The sequence below is a fragment of the Pseudoalteromonas sp. J2K-J031 genome (assembly GCF_058197095.2).
Genome location: NZ_CM200279.1, coordinates 286804 through 309638, shown reverse-complemented (window position 1 = coordinate 309638; position 22835 = coordinate 286804). Strand labels below are relative to the sequence as shown.

The following is a 22835-nucleotide window of genomic DNA, read 5'->3' as shown; positions in this document are numbered from 1 at the left end:
TTACCACAACAAAAATAACAAGCGATTAACAAAATTCACATTTTAAATTTAAAATTGGAAGTTTAACCTGTATTTTATGGCGTTAGAATTAATACAGAAAAAAGCAACAATACAAATAAAAATTTACAAATCAATTATCATTTACATTCATTTACAGTAACTTATGAATTATTTAGCCTATAACACTTTGACTGAAGATTAAAAAACAGCTTTCACCCAAAAACCTGCATAAATATGCAAAATATTGCATAGCTATAATATTAAAACAAAAAGTTGCTCTAAATAAGGGGAATACAATAAAGCCATCACTTATAAATACGTACTTAGCGGGAATATTTTTACGTAAATGAGGTGCCCGTAACTTTGATAATTAGCGAGTATTTAGCGACTTTAAAATACAATCAGCATTAACATATCAAAACGAAGGTGATTGCTTTAAAGCACAAAAGATATGCAACTTAAAGACTTGATTGCTTTAATTTTAAGCGTTAACAACGTTTAGATTAACTTACAATGAGCAGATCTTGAGGTACCACCAATCTACCTTACTATCGCTGAAGTTTTTGAACGGTGAAATACAGCTAGCACTCTACTTTTAAATTAATATATTAGTAATATTTTTATCCAGAACTTATTGATGGTGATGTTGAACGAAAAAGCTTACACGCATAAAAAAGCCGCTCAGGTGAGCGGCATTTGTGTTAGTTATAAATTAAAACTTAACGTTGACACCCGCTGTAATGCGGCGACCAATCACATCATAATAAGCGCCATCGGTGAAAGCTGCTGGATGATATGGTGTTGTTCTATCGGCTAGATTTTGCACACCTAAACGTAAATTAACATTGTCATTTAAGTTATAAGTACTACTTAAATCAAACGTAGTGTATGACGGAATATCGTTATAATCATGATCTTCAATCGACCAATCATTACGATCCATCACTGTGCTGTGGCGATAGTTTGCAACTAAAACAACGCGTAAATCATCTAAAGTATAACTCGTATTAAAACGAGCTCTCCAACGAGGACGCGCTTCTTCACCAGTGTGAACACGGTTATCTTCTGCATTACCCGTCGGGTTACGCTCGCGGTTTTCTAAATATGTTGCAACTAATTTAAAACCAAATTGACCAAATGTTGTATCGAATTTATAAACCGATTCAATATCAACACCGCTTAATTTCTCAACCGCAGCATTAAGTGATGTTTCTAAATAATCAGTCACTTCATGCGTATTTGGATCACGGGTAAATTTGCCACAAAATGGATTAACTAAGCTTTCAGAGCGATAGCAGTTTTGCATTGCGCTTTCATAATCGTAGAAGCTAATTGCATCTTCAATTTCAAAGCTCCAATAATCTGCAGTAATTTCAAAGTTTTCAATAAAGCTTGGGGTATAAACAACACCAAATGTGATGTCTTTTGATACTTCATTACCAAGTCCAATGTTACCACCGGTGCTGCCTTGTAATGAACCACCTGAGCGCCAATCTTCTGATGGCGTCCAACCGACAGGAATATTATCGGCAGCACAGTTACGTGTTACTTGCTCTTTATATTGATCTTCTTTGGCGATTGAGTCTGCGGCACATGATTCTGCACGGCTGGCAAACTGCGTTCCAACTGACGAATATAGCTCACCTACGTTAGGCGCACGAACCGATTGCGCTTTGGCTACACGAAAACGCACATCGTCATTTACTTGCCATGTCAGACCTAATTTATAAGCGCTATCTGTGCCTGTAGAGCTGTAATCCATATAGCGGTAGGCAAACTCAACATTGACCTCTTGCGCTAAGAATTGATCAGCAAATACCGGTACCAATACTTCAGTTGCGTATTCTTTTACTGTTAACTCACCTTCATAAGGTAAACCTGAGTTACCAAAGACTAAACCACCTTGAATTTTATTATCGGGTGTTTCATAGGCACTTTCTTTACGCCAATCATAACTAAAGGCTGCTTGCACAAAACCAGCTGGTAGTTCAAATACATCACCTGTTACCGTTGCACCGTAACTCGTTTGTTTATGACCTTGTTCGGCTGTTGCAACTGTTGAATGATAATCTAATTGTGCTTGGCTTAACGGGTATTTACCCAATACATTTAACGGCACACACCCTTCAACAGCACCAATCACATTACCTTTAGCATCACGCTCAGCACATACTACATTGCCTTCAAAGTTAACTGCATCAAAGCCCTTGTTAACATTTGCCATTAACACTTCGCCGTACCAAGACGTATCTTGTGTTAACTCACCATGTTGTAGGTATGCCGAATATGTCCAGTTATCAGTAATTGCACCATCAAACCCTATTGATGCTCGAATAGTTTCACGCTTTTGATTATAAATACGCGGACCAAAATCATCGCTTAAGCGACGCATTGAAATACTTTTAACTCCAGCGTCGTCCATTAATTTTGCTAAATCATTTTTGATGAATGCATTATCACGGTTAATTTTAATGCTTCTGAAAAAAATTGGCGTGCTTTGTCCAAACGCTTCATTTTTTGCATAGGTAAAATCAACACTCACATCGTGATCTTCTGCAAAAGTCTGGTGACCTGCAAAGTTAACAGTATGGCGCGTCAATGGTGTGCGAAAGAACTGATCGGCAGCATAGGCTATCCCATCACCAAATTCACCCGTGTAATACCAGTTTTTAGCCGCACCAGGTAATCCACCTTTAGGCAATAAACCATCACCATGATTAAACGGGCGTAAGTTACCCGCTTCATCAAATGTCCACTGATTAGCGCCTAATAAGAACTCACTCGACTCATCATATAAACCGTAATGTGTTTGCTGGTTCAAAATAATACGACCAGGAATACCATCACTACCGCTTGTATCTGCCGGATTAGCAATCGTAGTTAGTGGGTTATCCATGTACCAAGATTTATCAGAACGTGCCATTTGCTTTTGGTCAGCATAATCGTAGTTAATAATAAAACCACCGCTACCATACTCTTTACCAAAAGTGATTGAACCAAATGTTTGTTCACCTGCCCCCTCTAAAGGATTCGTCGTTGATACATCAACTTCAACACCTTCAAATGATTTACGTGTAATGATGTTTACCACACCCGCTACAGCATCAGCGCCATACACAGCAGACGCACCACCAGTAGAGATTTCAATACGATCAATAAAAGAAGTCGCAATGTTGTTTAAATCAACTGAGTTGCCACCTGCTTGGCCACCAATAAAACGACGACCATTGACCAGTACGAGCGTTCTTGAACTGCCTAAACCACGTAAATCAGTCGTATTTAATCCGTTAGCATAAATTGTATTGTTTGAATTTTCAGGGCTTAAGCCAACCTCTGCTGATGGCAACTCTGCTAAAAAGTCATTTACATTGCTCACACCAGCGTTTTCTAATTCAACTCGGCCAATTACAACAACCGGTGTTGGAGCTTCAGAACTTAAACGCTTGATTTTTGAACCGGTAATCTCAATACGTTCAACTTTATCTTCTGTTGCCGCTTGATCTGCGGCCATAACGCCAAAGCTTCCAAAAGCTCCAACACACAATGCGGTTTTAACCCCCATTGCTAATAAACTAAATTTTTTCAAAATGATTTCCCTGAAGTAATTTGAACTCGTTGTTTTTTGTTTAGTAAATATGAATAAATATGCTCAAGGCTTACTAACGGCTCTTTTTTACCACATTTGTGAATATAAAAAAGAACAACATAAATCACTGTTTATAAACAAAAAAATAACAAGTGATTACTTTTTAACAAGGAAATTCTTAATTAACCTTAAATTCAAAGCATTGCATATGTGAATAAAAAGATAATAACCACCACTTAATTTAACAACCAAATTTATCATTTACACTTGTTTACAATAGGGTTTGAACCTTTAAAAATAGTAATCGTAACGAACCCCTAACTTAAAAAAATCCTAAACAAACATTGCATAAACATGTGATTTACAAAGAGGGAAAATATCGGTAATTAAGAGTGTAATTGTGCGCATGCAATCAGTCATAATAAGGCTCCCCAAGACCAATGAGCCATCTATGAGTGTATTTTCTATTGTTTTCCCATTGATTTTTATTGTGTTATTCGGTTATAGCGCGGCAAAAACCCAGTTTTTAGATCAAATACACATTGCAGGTCTCAGTAAATTTACTTTTTATATCTGTGTGCCCGCATTTTTATTTCTAAATATGGCGCAAGCAGACTTAGCGCAAAGCTTTAATGCTGATACGCTTTGGGCTTTTTATATACCGGTGTTAATTATTTTTCTACTCGGTGCGGTAATTGATCGGTACGTATTTAGAAAGCAACCTTATAAAGCATCATCGCATGCGGTATACGCACTAGGTTGCAGCTACTCCAATACGGTATTAGTCGGTTTGCCGATTATTATTGCCGCTATGGGCAAAACAATCATAGGCAATGTCTTTATGATTATTACGTTTCATAGTGCGCTCTTATTTGCATTAACTTTTCTGTTGAGTGCCAAAGGGCAAGATCACGCTTTTTCTTGGCGTCAATTTGCCAAGACCATGTTGTTAAACCCTGTGGTGATGAGTATCACATCAGGCTTAATCATCAATATGCTCGGTATTACCTTATTGAACGACTTAGCTCGTGGTATTGAATTGCTGGCACAGCCTGCAATTGCCTGCGCATTGTTTGTATTGGGTGCAAATTTGGCGTTTTATCGAATGAGTGAAGATTGGCAGCAAGCTTTGCTGGCAAGCGTAATTAAAATTGCTATTTTACCCGCGCTAGTCTTTGCTTTTGGCCGCTTTGTGATGGCACTACCTCAAGATCAATTGGCAATCGTCGTGCTACTCAGTGCGGCACCTTTAGGGGTAAATGCGTATTTAGTTGCCAATCAAATTGGCCAACATCAAGCGACATTGGCAAGTACCGTGGTACTTTCGACCTTATTAAGTGTTATTGGCTTTAGTGTGTGGCTCAGTATTTTATTGCCAAGCTAAACAGTTAATTAAACATACAAAAAACGCGCTGTGATAGCGCGTTTTTTTGCAGCCTAATCGGCTTTAAATTTGGCCGCATCAATGATTGCCCATAAATGTGCGATAGCACCAATAATGGGCGGCACAATCAAAAACCACAGCGCATAACCACCAAATGCAATGATTGCAAAAATAAGGGCGGGTAAAATACGACCTTGTACTAGCTGGCCAAGACCAGGGAAAAATATATTACAAATTGCTGCGATTACATTACCGCCTGAACCTTGTCTTGACATAACTACCTCTTATTAATTTTTTTGTTAACTCTACGAGCATCAAGCTCAAATCGTGTTAGATAACCTAAATACGGGATAATAAATCTCTTATCCAGAACTGAGGTTAGATAATAAAGTAACTTGCTACTAAGTTACATTTTGTTTTTCATATTTAAACTCTACACATTTTGTGCCAAAAAAACATGTGTTTAAAAACAATAGGATAATAATAAAAATAAAAATTTAACGCGCATATTTAGTCAATATTTTAATTTTTTAGTCAAATACACGACTCTAACCTGCCCACTTATTGCGCAAAATCAATCCCTCCTCCCCAATAACCCGTTATGCTATTAAAAACAGGAGTCTTACTTATGCAATTACGTTTCTTAGGTGCTGCAGGCACAGTGACTGGTTCAAAATATCTACTTAACATTAATAATAAAACCATTTTAATCGATAGCGGGCTCTACCAAGGTGTCAAAAATTACCGTGAACGCAATTGGGCCAAGCTGCCAATTGATGAAAGCCAAATTGATGCCATTGTGCTTACGCATGCACACATTGATCATTCTGGTTATCTACCAGTACTGTACAAAAATGGCTATCGTGGTGCTATTTTTTGCTCTCACGGCACCTTTAAGTTATGTGAAATACTGTTACCCGATGCCGGTTACTTACAAGAAGAAGATGCAAAATACGCCAATGACAATCGCTTTAGCAAACACCATCCTGCAGAGCCTTTGTACACTGTTGATGATGCTAAGGCCTGTTTAAATCTTTTTACTCCCGTTGATTTTCACCAACATACCGAAATAGCCGATGGGGTATTTTTAACACTGCGCCACGCCGGGCATATTCTAGGTGCTTCGACTGTTGAGCTGAGCAATCAGCAAGATAATATTATATTTAGCGGAGACTTAGGCCGCCATGATGACATCATTATGCACGCACCCGAGCCAATCCCTGCCTGTAATACCTTGGTGGTTGAATCCACTTATGGCGACCGTCGCCACCACCCAATTGATAGCCTCGAGTTTTTAGCCAATGCGATTAACGCAACGCTTAAACGCGGTGGTATTTTTTTAATGCCTGCTTTTGCCGTTGGCCGAGCACAGCTGATGCTGCATTTAATTCAAGAATTAAAACAAGCAGCGCTTATTCCTAATATTCCTGTTTATCTCAATAGCCCCATGGCGATTAAAGCCACCAGCGTTTATAACCACTTTAATAAAGAACACAAACTAACCGCAGAGCAATGCAAGGCGATTGATGATGGCACTGAATATGTGAAAACTATGGAGCAATCGACCCTGCTGATCAGCAAAGTGATGCCTGCAATTATTATTTCAGCCAGTGGCATGGCAACCGGAGGCCGTGTTTTACATCACTTAAAAAATTTACTGCCTAACGATAAAAATACGGTCGCATTTTTAGGCTTTCAAGCTGCGGGAACTCGTGGTGAAGCGCTAGTCAATGGCGCAACACGTATCAAGCTGCATGGCGAATATGTGCCGGTAAAAGCTGAAATTTTGGCGCTTGATAACTTTTCAGCTCATGGCGATTATCAAGATATTATTGATTGGCTCAAGCAAGCTGAGCAATTACCAAAAAAAATATTCATTACCCATGGCGAGCCAACAGCTAGCGATACCATGCGCTGTCATTTAGAAGAGCAACTAGGAATTGAAGCTTGCGTTGCAGAGTATCTGCAAGAAGTAGAATTATAACAGCCCCAAAAAATAACAACGCAGCTTAGGCTGCGTTGTTTTTTAAAAGCATCAACAAAGACTGAACACTCACGTTAACTTGATAATATTTTCATCGGTAACGATAAAATGGCACTTTGTGAATCAGCAAAGTGATAAATAATCGCAATGTGTCCCGCTACTACCACGCAATACCACACTGCCGAAAACACCCGACCATAAGTATCTAAAGGAACCAAATGTGAAAAATGACGCTGGCGCCACTCAAATACCACTTCAAGTGCTCCTAAAAACAAAAAGAATACTAGTAGCGTTAAGCCAAAGACGTACGATATCCAAAGCCCCAGTGCTACACCCGCTAAACACACCGATAAACCAATCCAAGAGCGCATCGAAAAACTAATACTTTTAAGGACGTGACCACCATCAAGCGGCAGCATAGGCAACAAGTTGAATAAATTAAGTAAAGCACTCAATACCGCAGCACCAGCAAAAAGCTCAAGATCAGTGGCGTAATACAACACCAAACACAATATCGACATAAACAAGCCAAATACCGGACCCATTATTGAAATCACCACATCTTGCCAACGAGTGGTAATTTTTTCGTCCGAAACCGCAAGCCCACCGACAAATGGGATCAGATAAATCCCTTTAGTTTTAATACCAAAATACTTCATCGCTCGCACATGACCGTATTCATGTACCACTAAACACGCTACCAGCACTAACGCAAATTCAAGGGTAAATAACCAGGCATAACCGGCTATCGACGCGCCAGCCAAGGCTGCTTTAATCACTTTGGCACTTTTGAACAACTTAAAACCCAGCGCCGCAAGGCCAAACCAACCTCTTTTTGCTGTAGCAGAATCACCTGTGACATTAATCAGAGGATATTGCACTCCTTCAACATATTCACCATTAACCGACAACTGCATTTTAACTGTGTCATTGTCAAAATCAGGTTGTAATACCATAGCAACATCATGGTCTTGCCCTTGATGTTCAACAGAAAATTGATGCGTCACTAACGTGTCGGCCGCAGCGGCCACTTCACTTTTTAATTCACTATTGGCAAATATTTTTTGAGTAAAATCAGGATAAAATTCAATGCGTAGCGCTTGGCCAAACATCTCAAGTTGTAATTGTTTCATGATATACAGCACATTTTTGTTGGTGCGCTATTGTAACTGGATTATTAAGAGGAAGAGAAATGTTTTGCCGCGCAAAGTGAGTATCGCTACTCACCTAAGCACTTTACGACGATATTATTTACTGATAACAAAAAGTGCAGAGCTGCCGATGATTGTTGCAGGTTGATTATTTGACGCTGTTTTCTGAGTTAACCTAATTTGAGCTTGTAAGGGGTGAGTAAATTCTTTCATTTTCGACTCATCATCTTCATTGAGGAAGATCTTCCATTGCATGGTAGCTTGGCCGCTTGCTGCGTTAAACTCACACGCTTTTTGATAATACCCTCGCTTTTCGATTAATACTGTAAACCCAGTTTTTGTTAAATAATGCAGTGTGCAGCCATATAAGTTTTCAACGTTTGAGAAATTATCAATCGCGTAATTGAATGATACATTAATTGATTTATCACCCGAGCGCTCATGTGAAACATAATCTACTTGCGCGGTGCTTCTTTCTATTTGGCTATAATCAACCGATGAGCAACCCACTAGAGCTAATGATAAAATAGCCGCTATATAATTCTTCACTGTTATCTTCGTCCTTAAATAAAATAGTGGGTCATAATACTTTAGACCCCATTATGAACACAAGGTGTTGTTCTATAATCAAATAAATAACACATCATTAGTTTTATCCCCGCTTTCATTTTATGCTCATCTTGCCCAGCAAACCCCAACCTAAGGTGAGTTGGCTCATCAACTTTACCAAGCACAAACTCATCTTCGCTCTGTAAATACAGACCTTGTGCTGCAAGCGCCTCTTTTACTCCGACCACAGAACGATTAATCTTAATCCAAAGCGCCATACCACCATCGGGAATGGTAAATTCAATCGGATAGCCCAAAACTTGATAGTGCTGAAGTTCAGCGACCATCGCATTTAAACGACTGTGATACAGCTTAGTCATGCGCCTTAGGTGGCGCTCAAACGCGCCATCTTTCATCCAAAAAGCCACCGCTTGCTGCATCATAATATCGTTTTTATGGTTAATAATTTGCTTAAGACCACAGAGCTGGGCAATAACCTCAGATGCAGCATACATATAACCAATACGTGCACCAGCAAACATTAACTTCGAAAAGGTTGAAAGGTAAATCACACGTAAAGCAGGGTCATCGGCTGCCATTGGTACCAAGGGCTGGCAGGCATAATGAAATTCATGATCGTAATCATCTTCAATGATCACCACGCCATACTCACAAGCAAGTTGATACAGCTGCATTCGTCTTACAATCGATAAAGTTACCGTCGTTGGGTATTGGTGCAATGGCGTTAAATACACTAATTTAATTCCACCGAGCTTTAATTGCCGTTCAAAATCATCAACGCATATTCCTTCACTGTCTTGGGCTATTGCAACGAGGTTGGCGCCGCACTCTTTAAAAGCAGCCCGTGCCGGCGGGTAACCCAATGCTTCAACAGCAACCTTATCACCTGGATTAATAAAGATTTTAGCAATTAAAAACAACGCCTCTTGTGAGCCATTACAGATCATAATTTGCTTACTCGCATGCGGCTTTATACCTCTTGCACGCCTTAAATATTCACTGACTTGATGTTTTAATTCGCTTGCTCCATCGGTTTGGCCATAATGAAACGACGCTAGCTCTGTTTGCTGGCTAGCCTTTACTAAGTAGCGCTGAAATTCTCGATAAGGAAACAATGCTAAATCGGGCAAGCCGCCAGCAAAACAATACGGATAATCAGTGATTTTGCGCATTACTTGATACGGTAAAGGGCGAGCAAATTCAAATTGATGCACTTTGAGTGCATGTGCCTTTGCTGTTGCACGACTTTGCTCAATCGGCAGCGCATGATTAACGCGATAACCCGATCGCTGCTGCGAGACTAACCAGCCTTCAGCCACCAATTCGGCTAGGGCATTCATAACCGTATGCCGGTTCATTTTTAATGCAATGGCAAATTCACGAGCAGAGCACAACTTTTCATTTGGTTGTAATAAGCCGCTTTTAATTGCCTCGCGTAACGCTTGCGCCAACTGTAAATATTTGGGGATTGATGATGGTATTAAAGTCAGTTCTAGCGGGTGCATTTTGGTCTAGTTAATTATTTAAAACTGGTTGTTAAACTTATACCAGAATAATTAAATAATCGCCTCATTACTAATGAATGAGCGACAACATGCAATTTGATAAATTAGCCTTACAGACTGAAAGAGTGGCCTTAATACCACTTGAAGCTGCACATTTACCCCAATTATTAATCGCAGGGCAAAACCCAAAAATTTGGCAATGGCTGTTTGAAAATTACTGCCAATCAGCTGAAACAATCGAAACTTGGTTTACCGACACAGCCCAGTTTAATGCCAAACAACAACTCGTATTTGCCACCTTTGATAAAACCAGCCAAACCTTAGTCGGCACCACTCGATTCTTTCGCTTAGACCCAATCAATCACAGCCTTGAAATTGGCCATACTTTTATTAACCCGCAGTGGCAACGAAGCCATATTAATACCCACGCTAAATACGCCATGTTGCGCCACGCCTTTGAGCAATTAGGCTGCGTGCGTGTATCGATTATTACTCATCAACATAATCAGCAATCTCGCAGCGCCATTACTCGTTTAGGCGCTCACTTTGAAGGCGTAATCCGAAAGTGTCGATTATTACCCAATGGTGAATACCGCAGTAGCGCTCAATTTAGTATCACCGATGACGACTGGCCCGAAATAAAACAAACTCTTGAACTAAAAATGAAGGAATATTAATAATGTATCCACCAGCACATTACCAATCAGATAATACCGCATTGCTGCATACCTTAGTGGCTGAGTTTCCGCTAGCAACTGTAATGTTTCAACAAGGTAACAGTCGTTGGCCACACATAAGTCATTTACCGTTTATTTGGCATGACGGCAAACTACTTGGCCACCTTAGCCGTGCTCACCCCCTAGCGTTAGCTCTTGAGCAACAAAACCCCGCTATAAAGCTCATTTTTAACGGTCCTGACGGATATATTTCACCCAGCTATAGCCCACGAGAGCAAAAAGTGCCGACCTGGAATTACGCCAAACTAGAGGTCGATGGCATCGCAACAATCGTGCGTGAATCACACGATAAACAAGTACTGATGAGCATAATTAGTGATCACTTCGAGCATCAACTCGAACAACAGTTTGCAGTTAAACCTTGGTCAATTAGCACCCTGCCAACACCAAGCTTTCGCGCCATGTTAAACGTAATTAGCGTATTTACCATTGAAGTTACGCAATTAAACGGCCATTTAAAATTAAGCCAAAATAAATCTGCGGTTACGGTCGCGGAGATTCGCGCGCAATTAACGCAGCATCAGCAACCCGCTTTAGCAAGAATCATAAAAATGGCGCAGGATTAGCTGCGCCATTTTTAAAAAGCATAAATGCTAAAAAGGAAAACATTGATGACTGTGCTGTTTTTTAATTAATGTTTTTTAATTATCCGACACTAAATATCCCGATAAAATAGCGCACACACAATAACCAACAAAATACCAAAAACCAGCACCAAGCTCTGCTTTCATAATTAACAACTCACCCATTTGACCATCCGCATTACCCGCCAAATAAGTCACAATCAGTGCTATAACAAAGACATCAGCCATACTCCATTTGCTGACCAATTGGGTAAAACACCCAACAAAACGCTTAAACTTGCAAGGATGTAATAAGGTATATAATAACTGTGACAACAACTTGATAAGCGGCACAATCACCGCAAACAGCGCTACTAAGCAAGCTACTAAGACGTTATTATTTGCTTTTAGCTCGTTCACAGTACCCCAGATGCTGCGCGTTTTGTGATACACCTGCACTTGGCCCTCTAGCTGATCAAGCCCCAACATCCCCGAGACCATTTGTAACATACCGCGTGAACGGCTATTGCCATCTTCAGCCAGCATTTCAATACCCGCTTGCGCTAATTGTGACTTTTCAATGTGTCCCTGCAAAGTGAGTACAGGTAAAGTAATACCAGGTATCAACAACCCAAGCGCCAACACAACCATAAATAACGAAGCTATTTTTTGTTTCATGACCCAATCTAACTTTTAAAAACGGCAATAGTGAATGCTAACACTGTGTTTTTGCGCTGTCTGTGCTTTTTTTGTAAACAAACCTTTCGCTCATAATTTACTGCTATCTCAACATAAATTGATCTAGTTCGGATTTAGCGGATGCGCTTTACTTTAAGATAGAGGCAATTAATTTGGAGGATTATATGAAAGCAGCTGTCACCCATGGTTACAAAGAACCTCTTGTCATTGAAGAGCGCCCTACGCCAACATTAAATCCACAAGATATTTTAGTTAAAATTCATGCTTGTGGAGTATGCCATACTGATTTACATGCGTGTCATGGTGATTGGCCTGTAAAAGCCAAACTGCCGTTAGTACCAGGCCATGAGGGCGTAGGTGAAATTGTGGCTTTAGGTTCACAAGTCACGCACTTAGCAGTTGGCGATCGAGTCGGTATTCCTTGGCTATACAGTGCATGTGGTCACTGTGAATATTGCCTCAGCGGTGATGAAAACTTATGTTTAGCACAACAAAATGCGGGTTATTCGGTCGATGGTAGTTATGCGCAGTACTGCAAAGCTCACGGTGACTACGTTATTAAAATACCTGATAATTTAACCTATGTTGAAGCCGCGCCTTTATTTTGTGCTGGCGTTACAACGTATAAGGCTTTAAAAGTTGCCAACATTAAACCAGGCGACTGGGTGGCTATTTTTGGTGTCGGTGGACTAGGCCACCTAGCTGTACAGTATGCTGTTGCTATGGGGTTTAATGTGGTGGCGGTAGATACTGGTGCTGAAAAACTATCTTTAGCTAAAGAGCTGGGCGCTGAAATCTGCCTTGATTTCAAAACCGATGACGTGATTGGTCAAATACTCAAACAAACTCAAGGTGTGCATGCAACAATTTGCACCGCGGTGAGCAAAGCAGGATTTGAACAAAGTTACCGCGCCATTCGTCGTGGTGGTAAATGCGTATTGGTTGGCCTACCGCCAGAAGAAATGCCAATCCCTATTTTTGATACTGTGCTCAATGGCGTGAGTATCATTGGATCGATTGTTGGCACTCGCCAAGATTTAGTGGAATGCCTGGATTTTGCAGCGCGCGGTAAGGTCAAAGCCATCACCATTGAAAGGTCACTTGAAGATATTAATGATATTTTTACAGACATGATTAAAGGCGACATCACTGGCCGTGTCGTGATGAAAATCAACTAAATGACGATAAACAGGCTAGTTCAACAATAATATTGAACTAGCCTGACAATTTATAACAACAAACTCCTCGTTCAATTGTATTATTACATTCAATTGCACTAGAAAAGGAGCTTAACATGTTACGCATCGCCTTAATAATTACCGCAGGACTGGCATTAACAGCTTGCAAAACAACTGAATTCTTACCCTTAATGCCGCATTCCCCGCAGTTTGTTGGTTCAAGTAACCACTATTCAATTATCACAAACAAAGGTTTTTGGCTTGAGGATAAACTCAATATCACGGTAGGCCCTTACTCAGTCTCAGAAATGGATATCAGCTGGCAAACCAGTACCGCCTCAGGCACGTCTATTGGCATGGATAAGCTTGGCTATAACGACCAAAGCATGAATAAGGAGCAGTCGTTTAGCTACCAATTAAACAGCCCAACCAATAACAGTAAAAATCGTTGTCGCCAAAGCATTCGCTCCAACGAGCAATCTTGGTCATTCAACTCGCGGTTTTCATTACCCCTAAATTTTGATGCCAGTTACAGCTACCACTGCCAATTTAGCAACTCAGAACAACCATGGCAGCTGCTGATCCTTGCTGATAATTACGGCAAAGCTGAGTTCAAACTTTATGACCAAAGCAATAACGCTTATGACATTCGGCCTGTTAATTACGATTTAATGCCTGTTCCCCAACGAACCTTTATTGGCTTTGAAATCTTAAAAGGGACTGAAAAACTTGCTGCTGTAGCAATGGCTGAACCCGGCGATGTTTGGATTAATAAAGCTCTTCCTCAATCGGAGCAAGATTTGTTGATGAACGTATTGCTTAATCTGTGGTTTTTTAAACACGCGCTTGAGAAAAATACACATTAAGCCTATTCATTCAAAGAAAATAACATTACTCAATTATCACTATTGTAAATAGAAGATATACTTATCTTCCAACTGTTTAATAAGGATAAAACATGAAGTCATCTACTTTTTTACTACCAAGTTTAAGCTTGGTTGCATTATTAGCCACATCAACAAACCTAGAAGCAAGCGCAATTGGTGCAAGCTTAAAAGCTGGGACTTTAGGTGCGGGTGCTGAGCTAGATTATCGTTTTAATGAAAACTTTAATGTGCGCTTACAAGCCAATGCATTAAATTACAGCGATGATATTGAAGAAGATGATATTAACTACTCAGGTAAGATTGATTTATCAACAGCCGGCATTTTAGTAGATTGGCGCCCATTTAGCGGCACGTTCAGACTAACCGGTGGTTATTACATCAATAATAACGAAATAAAAGCCACAGCCAAAGATGCAGGTTCTGAAGGTTATGAATTAGGCGACGTTACTTATTTTTCAGATACTGCAAACCCACTATCACTGAATGCCAACATGGAGCTAGGTAACTCTGGCAGTGGCTATCTTGGGATGGGCTGGGGTAATACAACCGATGCGGGCTGGATGTTTTCGTTTGAGTTAGGTGTTTTATTTACCGGCAGCCCCAAAGTTGATCTAACTGCCAGTGGCAATGCTGTCGTATATGTTAATGGAACACCTAATTACTTTGATATTTCAGATACAACTAACCCACTAGTACAAGAGTTCAACGCGAACTTAACGACTGAAAAAAACACCCTAGAAGAAGATATTGCTGACTTTGAATTTTACCCTGTGATTACTTTAGGTGTGGGTTACCGCTTTTAAATAGGTGTTTAACACCAAAGTGCGATTCACATAAACGCTTTTTTGAACTGCTTACCGTTAAATAAAAGCCGATACTTACCTTATCGGCTTTTATTTATAACAATTTGATAAATAAACTCTTTTATCGTTAATATCCACCAAGCTGAGCATAAAACACCACAAAAACACCTATAATGATAAAAACAACACTCACATTTGGGTGTTTTAACGTGCGCATTTGAACTCGTTTAGGCGCGTCAGGATCCACTAATAAATGGCTGTCAGTATTTGCGGCATAGTTATTATAAAAGTGCTTATTATAATTCATCACCACACTTAAGCGCTGCTGTTCAAACGAGTATTCAACCAACATCTGCTGATTGGCAAGGTTACTAAATGGCATGGCTTTATTACTTGATATCAGAGTGACCGCTTCAATTTTACACACGCGCCACGTTCGCTTTTTCATACTCTGAATGGCTTGGCGAATAAAAGGCTCCAATCCTAATAATAAAATAACAACACCAACCAAGGTTAACTCTAACTTCATCTTTTGATCCTTTTATTATTTTTTTAGGATTCAGTGAATGGATTAATCACATCAGATTTATACTAATGCGCACTAACTTCTTTAAATAAAGCGTTGCAGCAAAAAATGGATGCCTTAGCTTTCGCTAATTGTTTTTTTATAAACGAGATGAGCAGCCACTAAATCACTCAGCGCTGTTCCCACCGATTTAAACAAGGTGATTTCGTGTTCACTGCGCCGTGCTGTGCGTTTATTAGTACATAAGCTCGAAAGCTCGCCTTTTATGTGCGACTGCGTTATTGCGCCTTGTGCAATGGGGATGAGTAATTCACCGGCTTCATTCATCACATTTACTGTGCTATCGAGGTAAACGCTCGACCTCAGCACAGTTTCAGTATCACATTCACGGTGATCACTATGATGATTACCGATTAAATCAATATGCACACCGGGTTTTAACCAAGCACCGTCAAACAAGGGCGTTTTTGCCCCTGTAGCACAGCTAATAATATCCGCATTGCCAACTGCTAATTGCAACTCCTGGCATAGACTAAAAAAAACATCAGGGTGTTCTGCCTGTAATTGTGTAATTAACGCCTGTGCTTTATCCTGATTTCGTGCAGCAATCACCACCTTGGTGAGCGCCCTAACACTCAAATGTGCTTTGATCATAAAACTAGCGAGGTTACCTGAACCAAAAAACAAAAGGTTTTGACTGTTTTCTCGCGATAAATAACGCGATGCCAAAGCCGATACTGCAGCGGTGCGCCAGTAAGTCACAGTAGTACCATCAACTAAGGCTAACGGCACTCCGTGCTTGCGTTCAAAAAGCATAATTTTTGAATAAAGTGAATCGTAACCCTGCGCGGCATTTTGTGGAAAATAAGTAAATGATTTCACACCAATCACATCATCATTCCAAGCTGGTAAAACAGCAAACGCATTGTGCGCCGAATCATCAGGTATAAGTTCAAATACTTGGCGTTTGGGCATCGAGAAATTACCAGTAAACCCGCAATCAAGCGCATCAATTAAACTTGGAAAATCTAAAGCATTTTCAACCTGTGCTTTATCAATTACTAACATATCACTCTCTTAAATTTCAAAAGGTTTGGGGGCATGTGTTAATACTTGGCAACCCTTATCAGTGATTAGATAATCATCTTCTAAACGCACGCCGCCAAGCCCTGGAATATAAATCCCCGGTTCAATGGTAATAATATTACCGCGCTGTAATTGATAGTTTGTTTTAGCTGTTAAAAAAGGCTGTTCGTGTAAAAATAAACCAACCCCATGACCTAAGCCCTCGCCCTGCCATTTGGCATAAGGCGAAGCATCAAGCACCGCTTTAGAAGCCAAATAAACATCAACGCCTCTCACTCCTGGCTTTAACGTAGCCACTGCAGCGTGTTGTGCTGCTGCAACCGTATCGTAAATCACTTTTTGCTCAGTGCTGGCAGCGCCTAAAATATAACTTCGAGTCATATCAGAGCGATAACCATTCACCACTGCGCCAAAATCAAGCGTAATAAAATCACCCTCGTGTAATTTTTGCTCACCCGGAACACCATGAGGTAGCGAAGTACGCGCTGCAAATAACATAATGGTATTAAATGCCATACCTTCTGAGCCAAGTTTTTGCATGCGATATTCAAGCTCCAGCGCTACCTCGCGCTCAGTAGCACCCTCTGTGAAATAAGGCATCGTTTCATTGAGTGCTTGATCTGCAATCGCTGCAGCAAGGGCAATCTGCTTTACTTCCCACTCATCTTTGATCATGCGCTGCTGCTCAATTAAACCAACAACTGGACTCAGAGTGATCTCAGTTAATTGCACAGCAATATCTTGCCATGCATGCACGTTAATAAATGCAGCGTCAAAACCTAAATTACGTACATCAATTAAATGACGCTTGATACATGCCCCTAACGCTTCGTTATCACGGTCGCGACAAATAACCTCAAAGCCTTGGCACTCAGACTGGGCACGCTCAAAATAGCGATAGTCTGTGATTAAAAACTGATGTTTTTCGGTTATAATCGCGTACGCAGCATTACCGGTAAACCCGGTTATATACTGGATATTTTCATGGCCTAAAATCAGTAAACCATCTATTTTTTTAACCGCTAATGACTGCTTTAACGCATGCTGACGTGTACTAAAAATACTCTTCATATCTACCAAACCTATCGAGCTTTACTCTCAACAATTAATACAGCAATACCAAACCAATATTGCATACAATATTCCAAATAAAGGGCGTTGGCAAGCCATTGGATTCTTTCGTTTCAAAAATCGCTAACAAAAAAGCCCTCAAAGATGAGGGCTGTATCTGTCAGGCTAACCCCGTCGTTTTAATATATAAAAACCAACAGGAATTAATAGCATTGATACTAAAGGACTTAATATCATGCCACCGAGCATAGGTGCAGCTATTTTTTGCATTACCTCATTACCTGTGCCCGCTCCAAGCATAATAGGCAACAAGCCTGCAATAATAGTTAAGACTGTCATGGCTTTAGGGCGCACTCGCTGCACGGCGCCGTTCTCAATAGCCAAAACCAATTGCCCTGCGTTTTTTTGCCATGCTTGATTTAGATAAATCAGCATCACGACCCCAAACTCCGCTGCAACACCCGCTAATGCAATCATACCTACTGCAAGTGCAACTGATAATTGATAATCAAGCCAAAAAACAAACCACACTGAACCTGCAAGTGCGACAGGTAACGTCAACATTACGAGCAATGCTTGAGTTACCGAGCTAAAAGCTAAGTGCAAAATCACAAATATAATTAATAGCGTAATCGGAACAACATACAACAATTTCGCTTCAACTCGCTGCATATATTCATATTGACCGGCAAAACTTATGGTGTATTTAGCCGGTAAAACAAGCTGCTCATCAAGCGCTGCTTGAGCGGTTTTTATATAGTCACCCAAGCTGACATCTGGTTTTATATCAATAAATGTCCAAGCAATAGTGCGTCCATTTTCACTTTTAATTAAAGCCGGCCCGTCTTTAATGACAATATCGGCTACTTGTTCAAGTGTCACCCACGCTCCGCTTGCGGTTACAAATGGCAGTGTTGCCAAACTTTCAATTTGATCACGATAACGGCGCGGATAACGCAAGTTAATGGGATAACGCTCTGTCCCCTGTATTGACTCACCGACATTAGCGCCGCCTAAAGCAAACTTTATAATCGATTGAATATCAGCGATGCTTAAACCATATTTAGCCGCATCGGCACGCCTTGGCACAATATCAATATAACGACCCGATTGCGCACGCTCTGAATACACCGAATTAGTACCAGGCAGCGGAGCTAAAATAGCTTCAATTTGTTGACCAATTTGCTCAATTACCGCTAAATCGGCTCCCGACATTTTAATGCCAACAGGGGTTTTAACCCCTGTTGAGAGCATATTAATTCGCGTTTTAATCGGTTGCACCCATGCATTGGTTAAACCCGGAAACTTAATTTTGCTATCAAGCTCGGCAATAATGTCATCTAAGGTAATTCCCTCTCGCCATTCTGATTTTGGCTTTAACGCTATGGTCGTTTCAATCATAGTGAGCGGCGCTGGATCGGTTGCTGTTTCTGCGCGGCCCACCTTACCAAATACAGAAGCAACCTCGGGCTGAGTTTTAATTAACCGATCGGTTTGCTGCAAAATCGCCCCTGCTTGGGCTATTGACACTCCAGGTAACGTGGTTGGCATATAAAGCAAATCACCCTCTTCAAGTTCAGGCATAAACTCAGCGCCCATTTTGCTCAGTGGATAATAGCTGGACGCACCAATTAAGAGTGAAACAACGACTACAGTCCAAGGTGCTTTTAAACAAATACGCAATATCGGTTTATAAATGGCAATTAATCCTCGATTAATTGGATTTGCTGACTCGCTTGGTATTTTACCCTTAACCAAAAAGCCCATTAATACAGGCACTAACGTGATGGATAATAATGCTGCAGCCGCCATCACAAATGTTTTTGTATATGCAAGAGGAGCAAATAGCTTGCCTTCTTGAGCCTCAAGGGCAAAAACAGGGATAAAACTCAATGTGATTAAGAGTAAAGATAGAAATAAAGCAGGCCCAACTTCAACCGAAGCAGTATGAACCAGTTGCCAATGCTCAGCCCCTTTAGCACTGCGACCATGCTGCTGTTGAAACTCATCTAAATGCTTATGTAAATTTTCCACCATAACAATGGCGGCATCAACAAGTGCGCCAATTGCAATCGCAATACCGCCTAAACTCATTATGTTGGCATTAATCCCCATCGCTTTCATGGCAATAAATCCAATCAAAACAGCCAGAGGCAAACAAATCACCGCAACCAAAGTTGAACGTACATGGAGTAAAAAGATAAAACAAACCAAAACCACAACCAACATCTCTTCAATCAACTTGGTTTTGAGTGTGGTGACAGAGCGCTCAATCAAAAGACTGCGATCATACACTTCTGTAATAACAACACCATCTGGCAGGCTTGCTTTGAGACTATTGAGTTTTTCTTTTACACCGGCAATAGTGGTTAAGGCATTTTCACCATAGCGCATTACAACTATTCCACCGACCACTTCACCTTCACCATTGAGTTCGGCAATACCGCGGCGCATTTGTGGCCCAAGGCGAATTGAAGCAACATGCTCTAATAATAGCGGCGTACCCTGCTCACTGGTCACACCCAAAGGTATGGCTTGAAAATCCTTTATACTTTTCAAATAACCTTGGCTGCGAACCATGTATTCCGCTTCGGCCATTTCGAGAACCGACCCACCGACCTCTTGATTTGCTTGCTCAATCGCTTGCTTTACTTGTTGTAAGGTCAATCCATATTGCATTAAGCGAAGTGGCTCTAAAACGACTTGATAGGTTTGCTCCATGCCACCAACCGTAGCTACCTCACTGACACCCTCGACCGATTGCAATTCAAACTTTAAAAACCAATCTTGTAATGATTTTAACTGTGCTAGATTATGCTGACCACTTGGGTCAGATAACGCATACTGATAAACCCAACCAACCCCAGAAGCATCAGGACCCAGCTCTGGCTTCGCCTCTGGAGGCAATTGAGCTGCAACCTGACTTAGGTACTCTAAAACGCGAGAACGTGCCCAATACAGATCCGTATCATCTTCAAAAATAATATAGACATACGAATCACCAAAAAAAGAAAAACCCCTGACAGTTTTCGCTTTTGGTACAGCCATTAAACTGGTCGCTAATGGAAAAGTGACTTGCTGCTCAATGAGTTCAGCGGCTTGGCCGGGGTAACTCGTTTTAACGATCACTTGAATATCAGATAAATCAGGAATGGCATCAAGCGGTGTTTCTTTAACTGCTTTAAAGCCAAGAACAACACAAAGTAGTGCAATCAACACCACCATCATTTTGTGTTTTAAGCTCAGGCCTATAATTGCTTTTAACATTTTATAACCCCAGTTAATGCTGATGCGTTGAAGGCATCGCTGATGCAGAAGTGCCCATTCTTAAAATAGCAGAGCGGATATTTGCTTCTGAATCAATCAAAAACTGACCCGAGGTCACCACTAGCTCACCCTCCGTTAATCCAGAAATAACCTCAGCACGCCCTTGGGTGATCATGCCAATAGACACTTCTTTTGCTGCAAAAGTAGTATCTGACGTTTTGATAATTACCCGGTTTTGTTTTTCGGTTCGGATCAGTGCTTCAACAGGAATATTAAGCGTGTCATTTTTAGGACCGCCGTAAATTCGCACATTGGCAATCATAGCTGGTTTAAATTTATGATCTTTATTGTCCAATGCTAACCGCACCTTCAGGGTTCTAGTTTTAGGATCCAATGCTGGGTAGATGTATTCCACTTGCCCTTCAGCTGCGTATACTCCCAACGCAGGTAAATCGAACTCAGCCCACTTACCTGTTTTAACCCAATCCATTTGATGCTCAAACACATCCGCAAGTACCCAAACACGACTTAAATCAGATAACGTCATCAAACGGTCTTCAGGTTTAACAAACATGCCCTCGCCAATTACCAATTCAGTAACTACCGAATCAAAAGGCGCATAATAGGGGACCTGAAAAAAAGATTGCTTACGTTTTTGAAGCTCCTCAATCAAAGCATCTGTCATACCTAGTAACTTTAGTCGTGTGCGGCCACGTAACTTAAGGTAATCCGTTGCTTTATGGTTATCCCTAAACATTGATAAATAATCATCTTGAGCAACGACTAAATCAGGTGAATAAATCTCGTACAGTAACTGACCTTTTTTTATTTCTTCACCCAAGGTTTTAACTTGTAAGTTTTCAATCCACCCAGCCGCACGCGGATGAACGTGATGAATACCATTTTGATCATAATTAATAGCACCAAAGGTTTCGATATAACGCCACAAAGTACTTTTAACAACTTTAGCCGTGGTTAAAGCCATGCTTTGCTGTGTATGACCTGGAACTGTTAAACCTCCCATTAAATCAGCTGATTGCTCGGTCGGCTCAACCAAAACTAAATCCATCCCACAAATTGGGCACTTACCTGGGTGATCTTTGACAATATGGCTATGCATAGGGCAAACATAGCGCTGCTGGCTATTCTGTTGCAGTAAATCAGTAATAACCGTTGTTTCTGACGGGGCTGCTGTAGAGGCAGATTGAACGTTAACGGAAAAAATAAAAATAAGGCTGATGAGCCACAAAAAATTCTTCATGAATAAATTACTCTGTAAATTAAATTTATCTACTGCTAACAGTAGGCTTTTTTTAGTTTAAGAGTGAAAAATTGGAGGGATTAACCAGCCTTCTGTTGGCTCGTTATAATAAACATTTCGGTAGTGGTTATCCGAACTTTGGTTCATAACATCTAAATCAGGAGCCGCAATAACAGGTAACATGGCCATTCCTGAACAATGCGATTGACAATGCCCGCAGTCTTCAGGGCAACTTTGCATTTCTTGTACAACCTCATCACAGCATGAATGAGACTGAGCGATATCTACTGTAGTTAATGCATTGTCCATATTATTCATTTGCTGATGGTGCATCGCACAGTTCTGATCCTCGGCATTTACAGTGGGTGTAAAACCGATATTCAACAAAAAAATAATAAAAATGAATATATGCAGAATTTTCATAACGCAAGTCTAATCGATTTAAATTTGGAACGCTAGTTATGGTCGAGGCTAAATGACATCAAAAGAGTTATCCTTTAGCTTGTACCTTATTATTTATCTATATGATATTTAATAACTTTATTAAATTGTATATTGTTTTACTATCTTTAAATAT

19 protein-coding genes are annotated in these 22835 nt (G+C 40.5%); 7 read left to right on the top strand and 12 right to left on the bottom strand.

Translation table 11 applies throughout. The annotated features are described in order from the left end of the window. Positions 1 to 712: 712 nt before the first annotated feature. Complete coding sequence (locus AC3KZC_RS01460) at positions 713 to 3586, bottom strand: TonB-dependent receptor domain-containing protein (protein WP_490578211.1); 2874 nt, start codon at positions 3584 to 3586, stop codon at positions 713 to 715. A 451-nt stretch (positions 3587 to 4037) separates the two neighbouring features. Here AC3KZC_RS01460 and AC3KZC_RS01455 point away from each other — a divergent pair, with 451 nt between their 5' ends. After that, on the top strand, positions 4038 to 4970 hold the full coding sequence (locus tag AC3KZC_RS01455) for an AEC family transporter (protein WP_490578212.1): 933 nt from the start codon (positions 4038 to 4040) through the stop codon (positions 4968 to 4970). A 53-nt stretch (positions 4971 to 5023) separates the two neighbouring features. Here AC3KZC_RS01455 and AC3KZC_RS01450 read toward each other — a convergent pair whose 3' ends face one another. Continuing rightward, the gene (locus tag AC3KZC_RS01450; RefSeq protein ID WP_490578213.1) at positions 5024 to 5245 is read right to left on the bottom strand and encodes a hypothetical protein; all 222 of its coding nucleotides are present in this window, start codon (positions 5243 to 5245) and stop codon (positions 5024 to 5026) included. A 353-nt stretch (positions 5246 to 5598) separates the two neighbouring features. On the opposite strand from AC3KZC_RS01450, the gene AC3KZC_RS01445 reads away from it, so the two are divergent. Continuing rightward, positions 5599 to 6954, top strand: a complete 1356-nt coding sequence (locus AC3KZC_RS01445; protein WP_490578214.1) for an MBL fold metallo-hydrolase RNA specificity domain-containing protein — start codon at positions 5599 to 5601, stop codon at positions 6952 to 6954. A 74-nt stretch (positions 6955 to 7028) separates the two neighbouring features. Here the strand turns inward: AC3KZC_RS01445 and AC3KZC_RS01440 are convergent, their stop codons facing one another. From AC3KZC_RS01440 to pdxR, 3 genes are all read right to left on the bottom strand, one after another. Next, positions 7029 to 8087 (bottom strand): metalloprotease, encoded by a 1059-nt coding sequence (locus AC3KZC_RS01440; RefSeq protein WP_490578215.1) that lies wholly within the window; start codon positions 8085 to 8087, stop codon positions 7029 to 7031. A gap of 114 nt (positions 8088 to 8201) precedes the next feature. Continuing rightward, positions 8202 to 8654, bottom strand: a complete 453-nt coding sequence (locus tag AC3KZC_RS01435) for a hypothetical protein (protein ID WP_490578216.1) — start codon at positions 8652 to 8654, stop codon at positions 8202 to 8204. A 41-nt stretch (positions 8655 to 8695) separates the two neighbouring features. Next, positions 8696 to 10180: a MocR-like pyridoxine biosynthesis transcription factor PdxR gene (gene pdxR, locus AC3KZC_RS01430; RefSeq protein WP_490578217.1), complete on the bottom strand. Its 1485-nt coding sequence runs from the start codon at positions 10178 to 10180 to the stop codon at positions 8696 to 8698. A gap of 89 nt (positions 10181 to 10269) precedes the next feature. Here pdxR and AC3KZC_RS01425 point away from each other — a divergent pair, with 89 nt between their 5' ends. After that, on the top strand, positions 10270 to 10857 hold the full coding sequence (locus tag AC3KZC_RS01425; RefSeq protein ID WP_490578218.1) for a GNAT family N-acetyltransferase: 588 nt from the start codon (positions 10270 to 10272) through the stop codon (positions 10855 to 10857). Between the two features lie 2 nt (positions 10858 to 10859). Then, a complete protein-coding gene (locus AC3KZC_RS01420) occupies positions 10860 to 11483 on the top strand; it encodes an FMN-binding negative transcriptional regulator (protein ID WP_490578219.1) in 624 nt (207 codons plus the stop codon). A gap of 75 nt (positions 11484 to 11558) precedes the next feature. On the opposite strand, the gene AC3KZC_RS01415 is transcribed toward AC3KZC_RS01420, so the two are convergent. Continuing rightward, entirely contained in the window at positions 11559 to 12158 is a 600-nt protein-coding gene (locus tag AC3KZC_RS01415) for a paraquat-inducible protein A (RefSeq protein ID WP_490578220.1), read from the bottom strand. A 185-nt stretch (positions 12159 to 12343) separates the two neighbouring features. Here AC3KZC_RS01415 and adhP point away from each other — a divergent pair, with 185 nt between their 5' ends. The 3 genes from adhP (at position 12344) to AC3KZC_RS01400 (ending at position 15047) form a co-directional block, all read left to right on the top strand. Next, positions 12344 to 13357 (top strand): alcohol dehydrogenase AdhP, encoded by a 1014-nt coding sequence (gene adhP, locus AC3KZC_RS01410; protein ID WP_490578221.1) that lies wholly within the window; start codon positions 12344 to 12346, stop codon positions 13355 to 13357. A 116-nt stretch (positions 13358 to 13473) separates the two neighbouring features. Then, positions 13474 to 14223, top strand: a complete 750-nt coding sequence (locus tag AC3KZC_RS01405; protein WP_490578222.1) for a hypothetical protein — start codon at positions 13474 to 13476, stop codon at positions 14221 to 14223. Positions 14224 to 14315: 92 nt separating this feature from the next. Further along, entirely contained in the window at positions 14316 to 15047 is a 732-nt protein-coding gene (locus tag AC3KZC_RS01400; RefSeq protein WP_490578223.1) for a hypothetical protein, read from the top strand. 127 nt (positions 15048 to 15174) lie between these two features. On the opposite strand, the gene AC3KZC_RS01395 is transcribed toward AC3KZC_RS01400, so the two are convergent. The 6 genes from AC3KZC_RS01395 to AC3KZC_RS01370 form a co-directional block, all read right to left on the bottom strand. Next, positions 15175 to 15576 (bottom strand): hypothetical protein, encoded by a 402-nt coding sequence (locus AC3KZC_RS01395; protein ID WP_490578224.1) that lies wholly within the window; start codon positions 15574 to 15576, stop codon positions 15175 to 15177. Between the two features lie 114 nt (positions 15577 to 15690). Beyond that, complete coding sequence (lhpI, locus tag AC3KZC_RS01390; protein ID WP_490578225.1) at positions 15691 to 16641, bottom strand: bifunctional Delta(1)-pyrroline-2-carboxylate/Delta(1)-piperideine-2-carboxylate reductase; 951 nt, start codon at positions 16639 to 16641, stop codon at positions 15691 to 15693. Positions 16642 to 16650: 9 nt separating this feature from the next. Further along, positions 16651 to 17730: a M24 family metallopeptidase gene (locus tag AC3KZC_RS01385; protein WP_490578226.1), complete on the bottom strand. Its 1080-nt coding sequence runs from the start codon at positions 17728 to 17730 to the stop codon at positions 16651 to 16653. A 165-nt stretch (positions 17731 to 17895) separates the two neighbouring features. Next, positions 17896 to 20997 (bottom strand): efflux RND transporter permease subunit, encoded by a 3102-nt coding sequence (locus AC3KZC_RS01380; RefSeq protein ID WP_490578227.1) that lies wholly within the window; start codon positions 20995 to 20997, stop codon positions 17896 to 17898. A 13-nt stretch (positions 20998 to 21010) separates the two neighbouring features. Then, the gene (locus tag AC3KZC_RS01375) at positions 21011 to 22258 is read right to left on the bottom strand and encodes an efflux RND transporter periplasmic adaptor subunit (RefSeq protein ID WP_490578228.1); all 1248 of its coding nucleotides are present in this window, start codon (positions 22256 to 22258) and stop codon (positions 21011 to 21013) included. Positions 22259 to 22315: 57 nt separating this feature from the next. Beyond that, a complete protein-coding gene (locus AC3KZC_RS01370; RefSeq protein ID WP_490578229.1) occupies positions 22316 to 22681 on the bottom strand; it encodes a hypothetical protein in 366 nt (121 codons plus the stop codon). Between the last annotated feature and the right edge of the window lie 154 nt (positions 22682 to 22835).

What these genes read in the sequence shown, in the direction of transcription:
- AC3KZC_RS01455 (WP_490578212.1), top strand. Translation starts at nt 4,038, where the DNA reads ATGAGTGTATTTTCTATTGTTTTCCCATTGATTTTTATTGTGTTATTC.
- AC3KZC_RS01450 (WP_490578213.1), bottom strand. Translation starts at nt 5,245, where the DNA reads ATGTCAAGACAAGGTTCAGGCGGTAATGTAATCGCAGCAATTTGTAAT.
- AC3KZC_RS01445 (WP_490578214.1), top strand. Translation starts at nt 5,599, where the DNA reads ATGCAATTACGTTTCTTAGGTGCTGCAGGCACAGTGACTGGTTCAAAA.
- AC3KZC_RS01440 (WP_490578215.1), bottom strand. Translation starts at nt 8,087, where the DNA reads ATGAAACAATTACAACTTGAGATGTTTGGCCAAGCGCTACGCATTGAA.
- pdxR (WP_490578217.1), bottom strand. Translation starts at nt 10,180, where the DNA reads ATGCACCCGCTAGAACTGACTTTAATACCATCATCAATCCCCAAATAT.
- AC3KZC_RS01425 (WP_490578218.1), top strand. Translation starts at nt 10,270, where the DNA reads ATGCAATTTGATAAATTAGCCTTACAGACTGAAAGAGTGGCCTTAATA.
- AC3KZC_RS01420 (WP_490578219.1), top strand. Translation starts at nt 10,860, where the DNA reads ATGTATCCACCAGCACATTACCAATCAGATAATACCGCATTGCTGCAT.
- AC3KZC_RS01415 (WP_490578220.1), bottom strand. Translation starts at nt 12,158, where the DNA reads ATGAAACAAAAAATAGCTTCGTTATTTATGGTTGTGTTGGCGCTTGGG.
- adhP (WP_490578221.1), top strand. Translation starts at nt 12,344, where the DNA reads ATGAAAGCAGCTGTCACCCATGGTTACAAAGAACCTCTTGTCATTGAA.
- AC3KZC_RS01405 (WP_490578222.1), top strand. Translation starts at nt 13,474, where the DNA reads ATGTTACGCATCGCCTTAATAATTACCGCAGGACTGGCATTAACAGCT.
- AC3KZC_RS01400 (WP_490578223.1), top strand. Translation starts at nt 14,316, where the DNA reads ATGAAGTCATCTACTTTTTTACTACCAAGTTTAAGCTTGGTTGCATTA.
- AC3KZC_RS01395 (WP_490578224.1), bottom strand. Translation starts at nt 15,576, where the DNA reads ATGAAGTTAGAGTTAACCTTGGTTGGTGTTGTTATTTTATTATTAGGA.
- lhpI (WP_490578225.1), bottom strand. Translation starts at nt 16,641, where the DNA reads ATGTTAGTAATTGATAAAGCACAGGTTGAAAATGCTTTAGATTTTCCA.
- AC3KZC_RS01385 (WP_490578226.1), bottom strand. Translation starts at nt 17,730, where the DNA reads ATGAAGAGTATTTTTAGTACACGTCAGCATGCGTTAAAGCAGTCATTA.
- AC3KZC_RS01380 (WP_490578227.1), bottom strand. Translation starts at nt 20,997, where the DNA reads ATGTTAAAAGCAATTATAGGCCTGAGCTTAAAACACAAAATGATGGTG.
- AC3KZC_RS01375 (WP_490578228.1), bottom strand. Translation starts at nt 22,258, where the DNA reads ATGAAGAATTTTTTGTGGCTCATCAGCCTTATTTTTATTTTTTCCGTT.
- AC3KZC_RS01370 (WP_490578229.1), bottom strand. Translation starts at nt 22,681, where the DNA reads ATGAAAATTCTGCATATATTCATTTTTATTATTTTTTTGTTGAATATC.